The sequence below is a fragment of the Streptomyces albiflavescens genome (assembly GCF_014645835.1).
GTDB classification, from domain to species: domain Bacteria; phylum Actinomycetota; class Actinomycetes; order Streptomycetales; family Streptomycetaceae; genus Streptomyces; species Streptomyces albiflavescens.
On the sequence record NZ_BMMM01000012.1, the window covers coordinates 71,701 to 87,499 of the forward strand.

16 protein-coding genes are annotated in these 15,799 nt (G+C 68.0%); all 16 read right to left on the bottom strand.

Features of this window, described 5'->3' with window-relative positions; translation table 11 throughout:
* Window positions 1-69: 69 nt before the first annotated feature.
* Window positions 70-1,506 carry a F0F1 ATP synthase subunit beta gene (atpD, locus tag IEY95_RS29305; RefSeq protein ID WP_189189173.1) on the bottom strand — a complete coding sequence of 479 codons (1,437 nt, stop codon included), beginning with the start codon at window positions 1,504-1,506 and terminating at the stop codon, window positions 70-72.
* Window positions 1,506-2,423: a F0F1 ATP synthase subunit gamma gene (locus tag IEY95_RS29310; protein WP_189189174.1), complete on the bottom strand. Its 918-nt coding sequence runs from the start codon at window positions 2,421-2,423 to the stop codon at window positions 1,506-1,508. The genes atpD and IEY95_RS29310 overlap by 1 nt, the downstream gene beginning before the upstream one ends.
* 21 nt (window positions 2,424-2,444) lie before the next feature.
* Complete coding sequence (gene atpA / locus IEY95_RS29315; protein ID WP_189189175.1) at window positions 2,445-4,034, bottom strand: F0F1 ATP synthase subunit alpha; 1,590 nt, start codon at window positions 4,032-4,034, stop codon at window positions 2,445-2,447.
* 130 nt (window positions 4,035-4,164) lie between these two features.
* Window positions 4,165-4,980 carry a F0F1 ATP synthase subunit delta gene (locus tag IEY95_RS29320; RefSeq protein WP_189189176.1) on the bottom strand — a complete coding sequence of 272 codons (816 nt, stop codon included), beginning with the start codon at window positions 4,978-4,980 and terminating at the stop codon, window positions 4,165-4,167.
* A complete protein-coding gene (locus IEY95_RS29325) occupies window positions 4,977-5,522 on the bottom strand; it encodes a F0F1 ATP synthase subunit B (RefSeq protein WP_189189177.1) in 546 nt (181 codons plus the stop codon). Before IEY95_RS29325 ends, IEY95_RS29320 begins: the two co-directional genes overlap by 4 nt.
* A 41-nt stretch (window positions 5,523-5,563) precedes the next feature.
* Window positions 5,564-5,800 (bottom strand): ATP synthase subunit C-like protein, encoded by a 237-nt coding sequence (locus IEY95_RS29330; RefSeq protein ID WP_019060721.1) that lies wholly within the window; start codon window positions 5,798-5,800, stop codon window positions 5,564-5,566.
* A gap of 74 nt (window positions 5,801-5,874) precedes the next feature.
* Window positions 5,875-6,696, bottom strand: coding sequence for a F0F1 ATP synthase subunit A (gene atpB / locus IEY95_RS29335; protein ID WP_189189178.1), 822 nt, complete (start codon window positions 6,694-6,696; stop codon window positions 5,875-5,877).
* A 225-nt stretch (window positions 6,697-6,921) separates the two neighbouring features.
* Window positions 6,922-7,359: a Cg1360 family ATP-synthase-associated protein gene (locus IEY95_RS29340; protein ID WP_189189179.1), complete on the bottom strand. Its 438-nt coding sequence runs from the start codon at window positions 7,357-7,359 to the stop codon at window positions 6,922-6,924.
* Between the two features lie 291 nt (window positions 7,360-7,650).
* The gene (locus IEY95_RS29345; protein ID WP_189189180.1) at window positions 7,651-9,003 is read right to left on the bottom strand and encodes an MraY family glycosyltransferase; all 1,353 of its coding nucleotides are present in this window, start codon (window positions 9,001-9,003) and stop codon (window positions 7,651-7,653) included.
* Between the two features lie 129 nt (window positions 9,004-9,132).
* Window positions 9,133-10,371 (bottom strand): serine hydroxymethyltransferase, encoded by a 1,239-nt coding sequence (glyA, locus tag IEY95_RS29350; protein WP_189189181.1) that lies wholly within the window; start codon window positions 10,369-10,371, stop codon window positions 9,133-9,135.
* Window positions 10,372-10,609: 238 nt separating this feature from the next.
* Window positions 10,610-11,275: an arsenate reductase/protein-tyrosine-phosphatase family protein gene (locus IEY95_RS29355; RefSeq protein WP_189189182.1), complete on the bottom strand. Its 666-nt coding sequence runs from the start codon at window positions 11,273-11,275 to the stop codon at window positions 10,610-10,612.
* Window positions 11,272-11,919 carry an L-threonylcarbamoyladenylate synthase gene (locus IEY95_RS29360; RefSeq protein WP_189189183.1) on the bottom strand — a complete coding sequence of 216 codons (648 nt, stop codon included), beginning with the start codon at window positions 11,917-11,919 and terminating at the stop codon, window positions 11,272-11,274. The genes IEY95_RS29355 and IEY95_RS29360 overlap by 4 nt, the downstream gene beginning before the upstream one ends.
* Window positions 11,920-11,972: 53 nt before the next feature.
* A complete protein-coding gene (gene prmC, locus IEY95_RS29365) occupies window positions 11,973-12,818 on the bottom strand; it encodes a peptide chain release factor N(5)-glutamine methyltransferase (protein WP_189189184.1) in 846 nt (281 codons plus the stop codon).
* A gap of 87 nt (window positions 12,819-12,905) precedes the next feature.
* Window positions 12,906-13,982 carry a peptide chain release factor 1 gene (gene prfA, locus IEY95_RS29370; RefSeq protein ID WP_189189185.1) on the bottom strand — a complete coding sequence of 359 codons (1,077 nt, stop codon included), beginning with the start codon at window positions 13,980-13,982 and terminating at the stop codon, window positions 12,906-12,908.
* A gap of 204 nt (window positions 13,983-14,186) precedes the next feature.
* On the bottom strand, window positions 14,187-14,408 hold the full coding sequence (rpmE, locus tag IEY95_RS29375) for a 50S ribosomal protein L31 (protein WP_033323852.1): 222 nt from the start codon (window positions 14,406-14,408) through the stop codon (window positions 14,187-14,189).
* Between the two features lie 148 nt (window positions 14,409-14,556).
* Window positions 14,557-15,696, bottom strand: coding sequence for an LCP family protein (locus IEY95_RS29380; protein WP_189189186.1), 1,140 nt, complete (start codon window positions 15,694-15,696; stop codon window positions 14,557-14,559).
* Between the last annotated feature and the right edge of the window lie 103 nt (window positions 15,697-15,799).

Consider the following 15,799-nt stretch of genomic DNA (forward strand, 5'->3'; position numbering starts at 1 on the left):
TACGGAGGGGGCCGGGACGCACCCCGCGAGGTGCGTCCCCGCCCCCCTCAGCACGAGACGGGGCCGGCGTCAGGAAACGCCGAGCTCCTTGGCGTTGGCCTTGAGGTCCTCAATGCCACCGCACAGGAAGAACGCCTGCTCCGGGAAGTGGTCGTACTCGCCGTCGATGATCGCGTTGAAGGCCGAGATCGACTCGTCCAGCGGGACGTCCGACCCGTCGACGCCGGTGAACTGCTTGGCGACGTGGGTGTTCTGGGACAGGAAGCGCTCCACGCGACGGGCACGGTGGACGGTGAGCTTGTCCTCCTCGCCCAGCTCGTCGATACCGAGGATCGCGATGATGTCCTGAAGGTCCTTGTACTTCTGAAGAACCGACTTGACGCGCATCGCGGCCGCGTAGTGGTCCGGCGCGATGTAGCGGGGGTCCAGGATGCGGGACGTGGAGTCCAGCGGGTCCACGGCCGGGTAGATGCCCTTCTCGGAGATCGGACGGGAGAGAACCGTCGTCGCGTCGAGGTGGGCGAACGTGGTGGCCGGGGCCGGGTCGGTCAGGTCGTCCGCGGGGACGTAGATCGCCTGCATCGAGGTGATCGAGTGACCACGGGTCGAGGTGATGCGCTCCTGGAGGAGACCCATCTCGTCGGCCAGGTTCGGCTGGTAGCCCACCGCGGAGGGCATACGGCCGAGCAGGGTCGAGACCTCGGAACCGGCCTGCGTGAAGCGGAAGATGTTGTCGATGAAGAACAGCACGTCCTGCTTCTGCACATCGCGGAAGTACTCCGCCATGGTCAGACCCGCGAGGGCCACGCGCAGACGGGTGCCCGGGGGCTCGTCCATCTGGCCGAAGACAAGGGCGGTCTTGTCGATGACGCCCGAGTCCGACATCTCCTCGATGAGGTCGTTGCCCTCACGGGTGCGCTCGCCGACACCGGCGAACACGGAGACACCGTCGTGGTTGTTGGCGACGCGGTAGATCATCTCCTGGATGAGCACCGTCTTGCCGACGCCGGCACCACCGAACAGACCGATCTTTCCACCCTTGACGTACGGGGTGAGAAGGTCGATGACCTTGACGCCGGTCTCGAACATCTCGGTCTTCGACTCGAGCTCGTCGAAGCGCGGGGCCTTGCGGTGGATGGACCAGCGCTCGCCCGAGTACTTCTCGTCGGTGTTCAGCACCTCACCGAGGGTGTTGAACACCTTGCCCTTGGTGAAGTCACCGACCGGGACGGTGATACCCGTGCCGGTGTCGGTGACGGCAGCCTGGCGGACCAGACCGTCGGTGGGCTGCATGGAGATCGTGCGGACCAGGCCGTCACCCAGGTGCTGGGCGACCTCCAGGGTCAGCGTCTTCTTCTCGCCGACGTTGGCCGGGTCGGCCACCTCGACGTGAAGGGCGTTGTAGATGTCCGGCATCGCGTCGACGGGGAACTCCACGTCGACGACCGGGCCGATGACCCGGGCGACGCGGCCCGTGGCAACGGCCGTCTCTGAAGTCGTCGTCATTACTTGTCACTCCCCGCGGTCGCGTCGGCAAGGGCTGCGGAGCCACCGACGATCTCGCTGATTTCCTGGGTGATTTCGGCCTGGCGGGCCGCATTGGCAAGACGGGAGAGCGAGGTGATCAGATCTCCCGCGTTGTCGGTCGCCGACTTCATCGCGCGGCGCGTGGCGGCGTGCTTGGAGGCAGCCGACTGGAGCAGCGCGTTGTAGATACGGCTCTCGACGTACCGCGGCAGCAGGGCGTCGAGGACGTCCTCCGCCGACGGCTCGAACTCGAACAGCGGAAGGATCTCGCCCTTGGTGGACGGCTCCTCCGCAACCTCTTCGAGACGCAGCGGCAGCAGGCGGCCGTCGACCGCCGTCTGCGTCATCATCGAGACGAACTCGGTGTAGACGATGTGGAGTTCGTCCACGCCGCCCGCAGCCGTGTCCTTCTCGATGGCCTCGATCAGCGGAGCCGCGACCTTCTTCGCGTCCGCGTAGGCGGGCTCGTCGGTGAAGCCCGACCACGACTCCACGACCTTGAGCTCGCGGAAGTTGTAGTGGGCCAGACCGCGGCGGCCGACGATGTACGTGTCGACCTCCTTGCCCTCGGCCTCAAGGCGGGCGGTCAGCAGCTCCGCCTCCTTGATGGCGTTGGAGTTGAAGGCGCCGGCCAGTCCGCGGTCGCTCGTGAGGAGCAGCACCGCGGAACGGGTCGCCGTCTCCGCCTCCGTGGTCAGCGGGTGCTTGGTGTTCGAGCCGGTGCCGACCGCCGTGACCGCGCGAGTGAGCTCGGTCGCGTACGGCGCGGAGGCCGCCACCTTGCGCTGCGCCTTGACGACGCGCGAGGCGGCGATCATCTCCATCGCCTTGGTGATCTTCTTGGTCGCGGTGACGGATCGGATGCGACGCTTGTAGACCCGGAGCTGGGCTCCCATGAGTCAGGTCCCTTCCTTACGTCACTTGGCCGCGGCCGGAACGTCTTCGCCGAGAAGCTTGCCGTCCGAGGTCTCGAACTGCTTCTTGAAGTCCGCGATGGCGTCCGCGATGGCGGTGAGGGTGTCGTCCGACATCTTCGCGCCCTCCTTGATGGAGGTCATGAGGCCCTGCTCCTTGCGGTGCAGGTACTCCAGGAGCTCCTTCTCGAAGCGGCGGACGTCGGAGACCGGTACGTCGTCCATCTTGCCGGTGGTACCGGCCCACACGGAGACGACCTGGTCCTCGGTCGGCATCGGCTGGTACTGAGGCTGCTTGAGCAGCTCGACCAGTCGCTGACCGCGCTCCAGCTGGGACTTCGACGCGGCGTCCAGGTCGGAACCGAAGGCGGCGAACGCCTCCAGCTCGCGGTACTGGGCGAGGTCGAGACGGAGTCGGCCGGACACCTGGCGCATCGCCTTGTGCTGGGCGGAGCCACCGACGCGGGAGACCGAGATACCGACGTTCAGGGCCGGACGCTGGCCGGCGTTGAACAGGTCGGACTCCAGGAAGCACTGGCCGTCGGTGATGGAGATGACGTTGGTCGGGATGAACGCCGACACGTCGTTCGCCTTGGTCTCGACGATCGGCAGACCCGTCATCGAACCGGCGCCCATGTCGTCGGAGAGCTTCGCGCAGCGCTCCAGCAGACGGGAGTGCAGGTAGAAGACGTCACCGGGGTAGGCCTCGCGGCCCGGCGGGCGGCGCAGCAGCAGGGACACGGCGCGGTAGGCGTCGGCCTGCTTCGAGAGGTCGTCGAAGATGATGAGGACGTGCTTGCCCTCGTACATCCACTGCTGACCGATGGCCGAACCGGTGTACGGCGCCAGGTACTTGAAGCCGGCCGGGTCGGACGCCGGGGCGGCGACGATGGTCGTGTACTCCAGCGCGCCGGCCTCTTCGAGGGCGCCACGCACGGAGGCGATGGTCGAACCCTTCTGACCGATGGCGACGTAGATGCAGCGGACCTGCTTCTTCGTGTCGCCCGAGCGCCAGTTGTCGCGCTGGTTGATGATCGTGTCGACGGCCAGCGCGGTCTTGCCGGTCTGACGGTCGCCGATGACCAGCTGACGCTGGCCGCGGCCGATCGGGGTCATCGCGTCGACGGCCTTGTAGCCGGTCTCCATCGGCTCGTGCACCGACTTGCGGACCATGACGCCCGGGGCCTGCAGCTCGAGGGCGCGGCGGCCGGTGGTCTCGATCTCGCCGAGGCCGTCGATCGGGTTGCCGAGCGGGTCGACGACGCGGCCGAGGTAGCCCTCGCCCACGGCGACGGACAGCACCTCACCGGTGCGCTGCACCGGCTGGCCCTCCTCGATGCCGCTGAACTCGCCGAGGACGACCGCACCGATCTCGCGCTCTTCCAGGTTCAGCGCGAGACCGAGGGTTCCGTCCTCGAACTTCAGCAGCTCGTTCGCCATGGCCGAGGGGAGACCCTCGATCTTGGCGATACCGTCGCCGGCGACGGTGACCGTACCGACCTCCTCGCGCGAGGCCGCGTCCGGCTTGTACGACTGGACAAAGTTCTCCAGCGCGTCCCGGATCTCCTCCGGCCGGATCGTGAGCTCCGCCATCTGGGTTCCCTGCTCTCCTTGTTGGGCCCGAAGTTTCACTTGGGGGGATGGGGACTCCCCCCTGAATGAGGTGAATCCTCTGCACGGCCCAACCAGGGCCGTAAGTACGTACTGCTTGCTTATGGAGTTGCTAGCTCGCCATGCGGCGGGCGGCGTCCTCGAGTCGGTCCGCGAGGGAGCCGTTGATGACCTCTTCGCCGACCTGCACCCGGATCCCGCCGACGACATCGGGGTCGACGTCGAGGTTGAGGTGCATCTGACGGCCGTAGAGCTTCGCCAGAGCGGCACCGAGGCGCTGCTTCTGTCCGTCACTCAGCGCGACCGCCGACGTGACCACGGCGACCATGCGGTTGCGGCGCTCGGCGGCGAGCTTGGACAGGGACTCGAGTCCCGCCTCCAGGCTACGTCCACGCGGCGCGGTCACAAGGCGCGTCACCAGACGCTCGGTCGTCACATCGGCCCGGCCGCCGAGCAGGCTGCGCAGCAGCTCGCTCTTGGCCGCCTTCGCGGCGGCGCGGTCGGTCAGCGCGGCACGCAGCTCGGTGTCCGAAGAGACGATCCGGCCGAACCGGAACAGCTCGTCCTCCACGTCGTCGAGCACATTCGTCCGCTGGGCGGCCGTGAGGTCGGCGGTGGCGGCCAGCTCCTCGAGGGAGTCCACCAGGTCGCGAGGCTGCGACCAGCGGGAGCGCACCATGCCGGCCACCAGGTCGGCGGTCGTACCGCTGACCTGACCGCCGAGCAGGCGCTGGGCCAGTTCGGCCTTGGCCTCGCCAGGCTGCGCCGGGTCGGTGAGGACCCGACGCAGGGACACCTCACGGTCGAGCAGCGCGGTGACGGCGGCCAGCTCGTCGGCGAACTGCGCCGCGTCCACGGACGTCGAGTCCGTCAGCGCGTCGAGACGCTTACGTGCGGAAGCCAGGGCCTCGCGGCTCGCTCCGTTCATCGCGCCGCCTCGGCCTTCTCCTCGAGATCAGCGAGGAAGCGGTCGATCACGCGGCTCTGCCGGGCGTGGTCCTCGAGGGACTCACCGACGAGCTTGCCGGCCAGGTCGGTGGCCAGGTGGCCGACGTCCTGACGCAGCGCCTGAGCGGCGGTCCTGCGGTCGACCTCGATCTGCGCGTGACCGGCGGCGATGATCTCCTCACGCTGCCGCTGGCCTTCCGCGCGCATCTCGGCGATGAGCGTGGCGCCCTGCTCCTGCGCCTCCTGGCGCAGCCGCGCGGCCTCGTGCCGGGCCTCGGCGAGCTGAGCCTTGTACTGCTCAAGAACGCTCTGGGCCTCGGTCTGAGCGGCCTCGGCCTTTTCGATACCGCCCTCGATGGCCTCGCGACGCTGCTCCAGAACCTTGTTGATGTTCGGGAGGAGCTTCTTGGCGAGGAAGCCGAAGACGATGACGAAGGCGATCAGGCCGATGACAAGCTCGGGGATCGGCGGAATGAGGGGACTTTCCGTCTCCGCAGCCGCGATAGTGAGCAGCTGGCTCATATCAGTGCCTTTCGTCTAGTGGGCTGTCGTGGATCCGCAGATCACTTGCCGTAGACGAACGGCATGACCAGACCGATGAGGGCGAGCGCCTCACAGAAGGCGAAGCCAAGGATCTGGTTGGCGCGGATCAGGCCGGCAGCCTCGGGCTGACGGGCCAGAGCCTGGGTGCCGTTACCGAAGATGATGCCGACGCCGACGCCAGGACCGATGGCGGCGAGGCCGTAGCCGATGGAGCCGAGCGAACCGGAGACGGCGGCGAGGGTCTCAGTGGCAGCCATGCTGATTCTTCCTTCTCTGTACGGACCGGCGGGGGTTGGCCACCGGACGCTTAGGGGGTTTTGCAGGGGTGTGCTCAGTGGTGCTCAGCGAGCGCGCCCTGGATGAAAGTGCAGGTCAAGAGCACGAAGACATACGCCTGCAGGGCCTGGATGAAGAGCTCGAAGGCCGTCATCACGATGACCATGATGAAAGAGACACCGGCGTAGGCGATCCCGATGCCGTTCAGCAGGTACCAGCTGGCGATCGTGAAGAGCAGCAGCAGCGTGTGGCCCGCGAACATGTTCGCGAAGAGTCGCACGGCATGCGTGAACGGCCGGACGAGCAGGTTCGAGAAGAACTCGATGAACATGGCCAGCGGGAGAACCGGGCCCAGCGTCTTGTCGTAGCCGGTGAAGTTCTTGAACGCACCGACGAACCCGTGTCGCTTGAAGGTCAGCGAGACCCACAGGACATACACGATCAACGCGAGGACCGCGGGATACGAGATGATCGCCGTGACCGGGAACTGGGCGATCGGCACGATCGACCAGAGGTTCATCATCCAGACGAAGAAGAACAGCGAGACGACCAGCGGGACGTACTTCTCGCCTTCCTTCTTGCCGATCGTCTCGTAGACGACGCCACGACGGATGAAGTCGTAGCCCGACTCGGCGACCATCTGCAGCTTGCCCGGGACAACCTTCGGCTTGCGGAAGGCGGCCCAGAAGAAGCCGACAACGATGATCGAGCCGAGCAGCGCCAGAAGCATCGTCTTGTTGAAGTACAAGTTGCTGTCCCCGTCGCCCAAGAGGGGCTCGAACAGGAACGAGTGCAGGCCGGGAGCCGGGAATCCACAGCCGTCGAAGATGTGGCAATCGGTCTCGAAGGCGAGCACCTGCGTCGGGTCAGCACTCACCGCGGGCTCCTTCAGCGTGGCGCATAGGTACGGCAACCTCGTTGTGTCGGCGCGGCGCGCAGCCGCGGTTCGGCACTGGACTGGTGTTACGGATGTGGGGGCGGCTGTGGGGCATCAAGCCTCGCGATTGAGCAGGCGTCAGCTCAGATGCCCGCGCCCGCGATGCCGCAGTTGGCACCGGACGATAGCAGGATCTCTTACGCGCCTTTATCCCGGCCCTACCCCTCACGACGAGTGCCCCGTCTTCTCGGGCTTGTCGCCGTTCGAGGAGTCGGGTTCGACGTAAAGGATCTTGGCCTTCATCTGGGCACGCGCCTGCGCACCGATCCACGCGAGCGTGGCGGCGACGAGCGAGATCGCGAAGGCCTTGGGGTTGAACAGCGAGGTGTTCTTGAACGCGGCGACGAAGATGAACAGCAGGAGAATCTGCGCCGTGTAGAGCATGAGGCCCATCGCCTGAAACAGGTGCGGAAGCGATTTGGCGGTGCGCTGCAGAACGTAGAGCCCGATACCCATGAAGAGGATCACGACCAGCGTCGCGACGATCGCCCCGATCGCTCCCTTGCCGCCCGCGACCACACCACTGACGACGGCGGCAATCGCGCCGACGGCAGCTGTGGGCACAGCGGCCTGAAGGAGAATCCGGGCGTCATTGGACGGCATGGCGGCAACTCCGCTTGTAAGGGGGCGTGTCGTCATGGACGAGCGTAGTCCCGGGATGAGAGAGAACCTCACGCCAAGGGACCGTCGCACTACGGTCCTTCGGCTCTGTCCCGGGTTCTCGTGAACCGTATCACAAACTATTTGATGCGGTCTTTACCTAGAAGGTGTGCTTGCTGTCACACATGAGAGTGATGCCGCGCGTCTGTGCATCCAGCGCGCCAAGTTGTCTGGTATTTGGGCGCTTTGCACCCCCACGACTTGGCAACGCGTTAGTCAGATTCTTACCTTGCGTCAGCGCGACGATCCGGCTTTGCGCCGATCCAGGAAGCGTGAACGGGCACCAATTGCCGTCGCTCCGTTGACTCCTGAGACACCGGCCGCGACCGGCGCGCGGTGCTCGCGGGCCTCCTCCGGCTCCTCGGCCTCCGCCGTCCCGTGTGTGACGGACGGCTCGGCCTCGGCCGCGGAGGCGGCCCTGCGGCGGCGGTAGCGCGGCGGCACGAGGTGCTCGGCCCAGCGCGGGGCGCGCGGCGTGAAGCGCGGCAGCAGGAGCAGGACCAGGCCCACGGCGCTGAGCGCCGCGATGCCGAGCACGATCCACATGGACGCCGAGTTGACCGAGAAGGCCAGGGCGCCGAAGGCGATCAGCGCCGACCAGAAGTACATGATCAGCACGGCGCGGCTGTGCGAGTGGCCGACCTCCAGCAGACGGTGGTGCAGATGTCCGCGGTCGGCGGCGAAGGGGGACTGTCCGCGCCAGGTGCGCCGCACGATGGCCAGTACCAGGTCGGCGGCCGGCACCGCGATGATCGTCAACGGCAGCAGCAGCGGGATGTAGACGGGCACCATCTGGTGCACAGTGTTGCGCTCCGAACCGGAGAACAGGTTCATCGCGTCGGGATCGACCTGGCCGGTGATGGAGATCGCACCGGCGGCGAGCACCAGGCCGATGAGCATCGAGCCGGAGTCGCCCATGAAGATCCGCGCGGGGTGCATGTTGTGCGGCAGGAAGCCCAGGCACATGCCCATGAGGATCGCCGCGAACAGCGTCGCCGGGGCGGCGGCCTCGATGCCGTAGCTGTACCAGATGCGGTACGCGTACAGGAATGACGCGGCGGAGGCGATGCACACCATGCCGGCGGCGAGCCCGTCGAGGCCGTCGACGAAGTTCACCGCGTTGATGCTGATCACCACGAGCGCGACGGTGAGCAGGGTGCCCTGCCACTGGGTGAGCGCGACCAGGCCGACGCCGGGGATCGGCAGCCACAGGATCGTCAGACCCTGCATGACCATGACGCCCGCGGCGATCATCTGGCCGCCCAGCTTGATCAGCGCGTCGATCTCGAACTTGTCGTCCAGGACACCGATCAGCCAGATCAGCGCCGCCCCGGAGAGCAGCGCGCGCGGCTCGTTGGAATTCGAGAACACCGCGTTGAGGTTCTTCAGGTGGTCGGCGACCAGCAGGCCCGCGCACAGCCCGAAGAACATCGCGATGCCGCCGAGCCGTGGAGTGGGTTCCCGGTGCACGTCGCGCGCACGGATTTCCGGCATGGCTCCGGCCACGATCGCGAACTTCCGTACCGGCCCTGTCAGCAGATACGTCACCGCGGCCGTGACGCAGAGCGTCAGCAGGTATTCACGCACGGGCTTCCCCACAGGTCTCGCTGGCCATCTCAGCCCCACACCCTAGCGATGCGCGCATATGGTTGGGGACTTCCGGGTAGCGACGATGGTTGCACGAGTGGCTGTGCACAAGGACGCGCCTACCCCTCTCTAGCCGGGATAGGGCGGAAATCTTCCGGTGAGCTCCCGCACTTCTTCACGCGCTTTCTTGGCTTCGATGTCCTCCCGCAGCACCCCCGCGAGCAGTACGGCGATCCGCGCCATCTCCGCCTCGCCCATCCCCTGGGTGGTCAGCGCCGCCGTACCGAGCCGCAGGCCACGGGCGTCGCCGTGGGGCAGCGCGCAGCAGTCCAGCACCATCCCGGCGGCCGCGAGCCGGCCCCGGGCGGTCCGCCCGTCGACTCCGAGCGGCGCGGGGTCGACGGTCAGCAGATGAGTGTCGGTGCCTCCGGTGATGACCGCGAGGCCCTCGTCGCCCAGTTCATCGGCCAGCACCCGGGCATTGGCGACCACCTGATGGGCATACGCCGAGAAGGCCGGTGTTGCCGCCTCACCGAACGCGACGGCCTTGGCGGCGATGGTGTGCATCTGCGCGCCGCCCTGGGTGAACGGGAAGACGGCCCGGTCGACGCGCTCGGCCAGCTCGCTCCCGCACAGGATCATGCCGCCGCGCGGCCCGCGCAGCACCTTGTGTGTCGTCGCGCACACGACATCCGCGTACGGCACCGGATTGGGCGCCGCTCCACCCGCGACCAGCCCTATGGGGTGGGCGGCGTCCGCGATGAGATAGGCGCCCACCCTGTCGGCGATCTCCCGGAAGGCGGCGTAGTCGATGTGCCGGGGGTAGCAGATGGACCCGCAGACGATGGCTTTCGGGCGGTGCGCACGAGCGAGCGTGTGCACCTGCTCGTAGTCGATGAGCCCGGTTTCCGCCTCCACGCCGTAGCCGACGAAGTCGAACCAGCGGCCCGAGAAATTGGCGGGCGACCCGTGGGTGAGGTGACCGCCGAAGGACAGGCCCATCGCCAACACGGTGTCACCGGGGCGCAGCAGGGCGGCGTACGCGGCCAGAACGGCCGAGGACCCGGAGTGCGACTGCACGTTGGCGTGGTCGGCACCGAAGAGGGCCTTGGCCCGGTCCACCGCGAGCCGCTCCGCGACGTCGACGATCTCGCAGCCGCCGTGATGACGGGCGCCCGGATACCCCTCGGCGTACTTGTTCGCCAGCGGCGACCCGAGCGCGGTGAGCACAGCCGGCGAGGTGAAGTTCTCGGCCGCGATCAGCTGCAGCGTCGTCGACTGCCGGTCCAGCTCCCCGAGGAGAATCTCGGCGAGTTCCGGGTCCTGGCGCCGCAGGGCATCCGCTTCCAGCGTTTGTGTGACCGGCATGGTGGACTCCGGACCTCGGCGGGGGGTGCGCTACGTCCAATGTAGGCCGGTGACCCATGGTGCGCCCGGTGTTGCGGCCGTACCGCTCCGGCCGATCGTCCCGCAGGGCGACGGGAGTCCCCCTGTTCTGGGGGTCCCTCCCAGGCCCTTAAGGCACTGGGGGAGAAGCCGACGGCTCGGGGAGGTCGGGCACGGCCTGCGGCGCCGGGTGCCGTGCAGGGGAAACCCCGGCGGCGGCCTACGTACGCGCGGGCACCCCGGTCAGCGCGGTCACCACAGGGTCCAACGCCTCGTTGATCTCGTCCCCGATCGACCGGAAGAACGGCAGCGGCGCCCCGTACGGGTCGAACACCTCGTCCGCCTCCGCGGTGGGCGCGAGAAGCCACCCGCGTAGAGCCGCGGCAGCCTGGACAAGCGCGCGGGCACGCTCGATCACACCCTCGTTCAGCGGCGGGAGCGTCGCCGTGTCTATCGCCCGTACGAGCCGCGTGAACTCCTTCAGGGTGAAGGTGCGCAGCCCTGCCGAGTGCCCCATGGAGATGACCTGGGCCCGGTGGTCGCGGGTGGCCGTCAGGACCAGATCGGCGCGGATGACATGGTCGTCGAGGAGCTCGCGGCCGACGAAGCCGGACGGGTCCGCGCCGAAGTCCGTGAGGACCGTCGCGGCGTTGGCCTCCATGGGCGCCCCCTCGTGCCCCCAGGTGCCCGCGCTCTCCACGATGAGGCCACCCCACAGGGGGTCGCCGAGCCGGTCCGCCAGGGCATGCCGGGTCAGCCGCTCGGTGATCGGCGAGCGGCACACGTTGCCGGTGCTGACGTGGAGGATGCGGAAGGACCCCCTGGAGGACCCATTGGCCCCCGTGATCCCCGTGCCTATGCCACGCCCCGCGTCAGGGGCTGTCAATTCGCCACCTCGAGGTCGGGTACGACCTTCCGGAGCTCCTCCGCCGACAGTGCCCCCTCGCGCAGCAGCACGGGTACCTTGCCGGTCACATCGACGATCGAGGACGGGACGATGCCCGGGGTCGGGCCGCCGTCCAGGTAGACCGAGATGGAGTCGCCGAGCATCTCCTGCGCGGCGTCACAGTCCTCGGGAGCCGGGTGTCCCGTGAGGTTCGCGGAGGAGACGGCCATCGGGCCGACCTCGGTGAGCAGTTCGATCGCCACCGGGTGCAGCGGCATGCGCACGGCGACGGTGCCACGGGTGTCCCCCAGGTCCCACTGCAGGGACGGCTGGTGCTTGGCGACAAGCGTGAGCGCGCCGGGCCAGAAGGCGTCGACGAGCTCCCAGGCCATCTCGGAGAAGTCCGTGACGAGGCCGTGCAGGGTGTTCGGGGAGCCGATCAGGACGGGGGTGGGCATGTTGCGGCCCCGGCCCTTGGCTTCGAGGAGGTCGGCGACGGCCTCCGAGGAGAACGCGTCGGCGCCGACGCCGTACACGGTGTCGGTCGGGAGGACCACCAGCTCGCCACGGCGGACGGCGGACGCGGCCTCACGCAGACCGGTGGTGCGGTCGGTCGCGTCGTTGGTGTCGTATCGCCGTGCCATTTAGCGGGCCTCCTCGTACACGTACTGCTGGCTGGGGAACGCGATGCGCGTACTCACGGCATCGCCTTGCGGGCGGTCGCGAACCGCGGCCGGTTGTTGAGGTCCGGGTGGTCGGCCGCATCGGCCCAGCCCCGCTCCTCGGTGAAGATCCACGGCACCTGCCCGCCCTGGGTGTCGGCGTGCTCGATGACGACGACGCCGCCGGGGCGGAGCAGCCGGTGCGCGGTGCGCTCGATGCCGCGGATGAGGTCGAGTCCGTCCTCCCCCGAGAACAGGGCGAGTTGAGGATCGTAGTCCCGGGCCTCCGGCGCCACGTACTCCCATTCCGTGAGCGGGATGTACGGCGGGTTGGAGATGACCAGGTCCACCTGGCCGTCGAGGTCCGGGAAGGCCTCCAGGGCGTCTCCCTGGCGCAAGTCGACCCTGGACCCCTCGACGTTCTTGCGCGTCCACTGGAGGGCGTCCTCGGACAGCTCCACGGCGTGCACACGGGAGCGCGGGACCTCCTGCGCCAGGGCGAGCGCGATGGCGCCCGAGCCGGTGCAGAGGTCGACGATCAGCGGCTCGACGACGTCCATCGCGCGTACGGCGTCTATGGCCCAGCCGACCACGGACTCGGTCTCCGGCCGGGGGACGAACACCCCGGGCCCGACCTGGAGTTCCAGATAGCGGAAGTAGGCCCGCCCGGTGATGTGCTGGAGCGGCTCGCGGGCCTCGCGGCGCGCGGTCACCTCCCAGTAGCGGGCGTCGAAGTCCGCGTCCTTGACCGTGTGCAGCTCGCCCCGCTTCACGCCGTGCACGAAGGCGGCGAGCTCCTCCGCGTCGTTGCGCGGCGAGGGCACGCCGGCGTCGGCCAGCCGCTGGGTGGCCTGGGCCACTTCCGCGAGCAGCAGGTTCACGCTGGTCCTCCGGGGCTGAGCTGTTGTCGTACGGCTTTACGGGTACGCGGGGCTGAGCTGTTGTCGTACGGCTTTACGGGTACGGCTTTACGCGGCGGCGAGCTTGGCCGCCGAGTCCGCGTCGACGCAAGCCTGGATGACCGCGTCGAGCTCCCCGTCGAGCACCTGGTCCAAGTTGTACGCCTTGAAGCCGACGCGGTGGTCCGAGATGCGATTCTCCGGGAAGTTGTACGTACGGATCTTCTCGGAGCGGTCGACAGTACGAACCTGGCTGCGACGGGCGTCGGCGGCCTCCCGCTCCGCCTCCTCCTGCGCCGCGGCGAGGAGCCTGGAGCGCAGGATACGCATCGCCTGCTCCTTGTTCTGCAGCTGGCTCTTCTCGTTCTGGCAGGAGGCGACGACTCCGGTGGGAATGTGCGTGATGCGCACTGCGGAGTCGGTCGTGTTGACGGACTGGCCACCGGGGCCCGACGAGCGGTACACGTCGATGCGCAGATCGTTCGCGTGGATCTCGACGTCGACCTCCTCGGCCTCGGGCGTGACCAGCACACCGGCCGCGGAGGTGTGGATACGGCCCTGCGACTCGGTCGAGGGCACCCGCTGCACGCGGTGCACCCCGCCCTCGTACTTCATGCGCGCCCAGACGCCCTGGCCGGGCTCGGTGGCACCCTGGCCGCCCTTGGTCTTCACGGCGACCTGGACGTCCTTGTAGCCGCCGAGCTCGGACTCGGTGGAGTCGATGATCTCGGTCTTCCAGCCGACGCGCTCGGCGTAGCGCAGATACATGCGCAGCAGGTCGCCCGCGAACAGGGCGGACTCGTCGCCGCCGGCGCCCGCCTTGATCTCGAGGATGACGTCCTTGTCGTCGCTGGGGTCACGCGGGACCAGCAGCAGGCGGAGCTTCTCGGTGAGCTCCTCGCGCTGCTTCTCCAGGTCCTTGACCTCGGCGGCGAAGTCGGGGTCGTCGGCGGCGAGCTCCTTCGCCGTCTCGATGTCGTCCCCGGTCTGCTTCCACGAGCGGTACGTCGAGACGATCGGGGTCAGCTCGGCGTAGCGCTTGTTCAGCTTGCGCGCGTTGGCCTGGTCGGCGTGGACCGACGGGTCAGCGAGCTTCTTCTCCAGATCGGCGTGCTCGCCGATGAGTTCCTCGACCGCCTCGAACATCTCCGGCTCCAATGGACTGTCCCCAGCTCCAGTGTGGGCTCGGGGACGTAGGTACGGCATGGGGGTCCCCTGCTCTGGGGGTCCCTCCCAGGCCCTTAAGGCACTGGGGGAGAAGGCGAGAGCTTGGGGGAAGGGGCTGCACCGCAAAGCGCCGGTCCCGGCACCCCCGGCATGGGGGCACCGGAGACCGGCGCTGTGGGCTCGCTACTTCTTGGCAGCGGCAGCCTTGCCGAAGCGGGCCTCGAAGCGGGCCACACGGCCACCGGTGTCGAGGATCTTCTGCTTGCCCGTGTAGAACGGGTGGCACTCGGAGCAGACCTCGGCGCGGATGGAACCGCTGGAGATCGTGCTACGGGTGGTGAACGACGCGCCACAGGTGCAGCTGACCTGCGTCTCGACGTACTCGGGGTGGATGTCGCGCTTCAAGGTGTCTCCTAGTTTCGGGAGGGCGCCGGGTCGCCGCCGCGGATTGCGGGAGCGTGAACCGGAGCCGACGTACCAGTCTGCCAGGACTGACCGCATCCCCCAAAACCGGAGGGCGCGGTGATCTATTCCCCGGGGGTTCTCATGCCGCTCAGCCGGAGCTGACGACGCCCTTCGCGGTGCCCGTGGCCGTGCCCTCGGTGGCCGCCTTCGGGATCGGCAGGTCGTCCTTCAGCGCCTTCCAGACCCGCTCGGACTTGGCCTTGTCGACGAGGACGCGGTTGGCGTTGGCGGCGTCGTACTGGACCGGCATCGTCACCATGTGCATGTTCGAGGAGCTGATGCCCTTGAGGCCGTTGGCGAAGGACGCCAGGTCGGAGACCGAACCGATCTCGGAGTCGGTGGTGACGGCCTTGGTCGCGGTGTCGGCGAGGTCGTACAGCTTCTTCGGGTTGGACAGGACGCCGATGTGCTTGACCTGGTCGACCAGGGCCTTGATGAACGCCTGCTGGAGCTGGATGCGGCCGAGGTCGGAGCCGTCGCCGACGCCGTGCCGGGTGCGGACCAGGCCGAGCGCCTGCTTGCCGTTGAGCGTGTGCGTACCGGCCGACAGGTTCAGGTGGCTGTCGGGGTCCTTGATGTCCTTGGTCGTGGTGACCGTGACACCGCCCAGGTCGTCGATGAGCTTCTCGAAGCCGCTGAAGTCGACCTCGAGGTAGTGGTCCATGCGGATACCGGTCATGGACTCGACGGTCTTCACCGCGCAGGCGGCGCCCCCGGTGGAGTACGCGGAGTTGAACATCACGACAGAGGCCGCGTCGTGCGTCACGCCCTGGCTGTCGGTGCACGAGGGCCGCTCGACGAGGGTGTCGCGGGGTATGGAGACCACGCTGGCCTTCTTGTGCCCCTTGTACACGTGCACGATCATCGCCGTGTCGGAGCGGGCGCTGCCGTCGTCGGTGCCGCCACCCAGCTTCTTGTTGCTGCCGGAGCGCGTGTCGGAGCCCAGGACCAGGATGTTCTCCGAGCCGTTGTCGACCTTCTTCGGCCGGTCGGTGCCCAGGGCCTGGTTGATGTCGACGTTCTTCAGGTTGCTGTTGAGCTTGAAGTAGAGAATCCCGGCGCCCGTGCCCCCCAGCACGACGATGCCCGCAGCGGTCCAGGCCGTGACGAGGAGTGCCTTGCGGCGCGTACTGCGCGTCTTGCGGCGGCGGCCCTTCGCACGGCCGCTCGGGACGCTGGTGCCGGACTCCCCGGGTATGCCGGATTCCGGCGTGCTCTCGGCAGACATCTGCTCCTCAGTCCCTTTGCGGTCGGTTACCCCCTGCTTTCAGGGCCAAGCCCGTCTGGCCGTGACGATGCGTACCGCGTCATGGTCACTCCGTACGGTCAGA

Bases quoted from the DNA above. Each gene is read 5' to 3' on its own strand.
- atpD (WP_189189173.1), bottom strand. From the start codon at position 1,506: ATGACGACGACTTCAGAGACGGCCGTTGCCACGGGCCGCGTCGCCCGG.
- IEY95_RS29310 (WP_189189174.1), bottom strand. From the start codon at position 2,423: ATGGGAGCCCAGCTCCGGGTCTACAAGCGTCGCATCCGATCCGTCACC.
- atpA (WP_189189175.1), bottom strand. From the start codon at position 4,034: ATGGCGGAGCTCACGATCCGGCCGGAGGAGATCCGGGACGCGCTGGAG.
- IEY95_RS29320 (WP_189189176.1), bottom strand. From the start codon at position 4,980: ATGAACGGAGCGAGCCGCGAGGCCCTGGCTTCCGCACGTAAGCGTCTC.
- IEY95_RS29325 (WP_189189177.1), bottom strand. From the start codon at position 5,522: ATGAGCCAGCTGCTCACTATCGCGGCTGCGGAGACGGAAAGTCCCCTC.
- IEY95_RS29330 (WP_019060721.1), bottom strand. From the start codon at position 5,800: ATGGCTGCCACTGAGACCCTCGCCGCCGTCTCCGGTTCGCTCGGCTCC.
- IEY95_RS29340 (WP_189189179.1), bottom strand. From the start codon at position 7,359: ATGCCGTCCAATGACGCCCGGATTCTCCTTCAGGCCGCTGTGCCCACA.
- glyA (WP_189189181.1), bottom strand. From the start codon at position 10,371: ATGCCGGTCACACAAACGCTGGAAGCGGATGCCCTGCGGCGCCAGGAC.
- IEY95_RS29360 (WP_189189183.1), bottom strand. From the start codon at position 11,919: ATGGCACGGCGATACGACACCAACGACGCGACCGACCGCACCACCGGT.
- prfA (WP_189189185.1), bottom strand. From the start codon at position 13,982: ATGTTCGAGGCGGTCGAGGAACTCATCGGCGAGCACGCCGATCTGGAG.
- IEY95_RS29380 (WP_189189186.1), bottom strand. From the start codon at position 15,696: ATGTCTGCCGAGAGCACGCCGGAATCCGGCATACCCGGGGAGTCCGGC.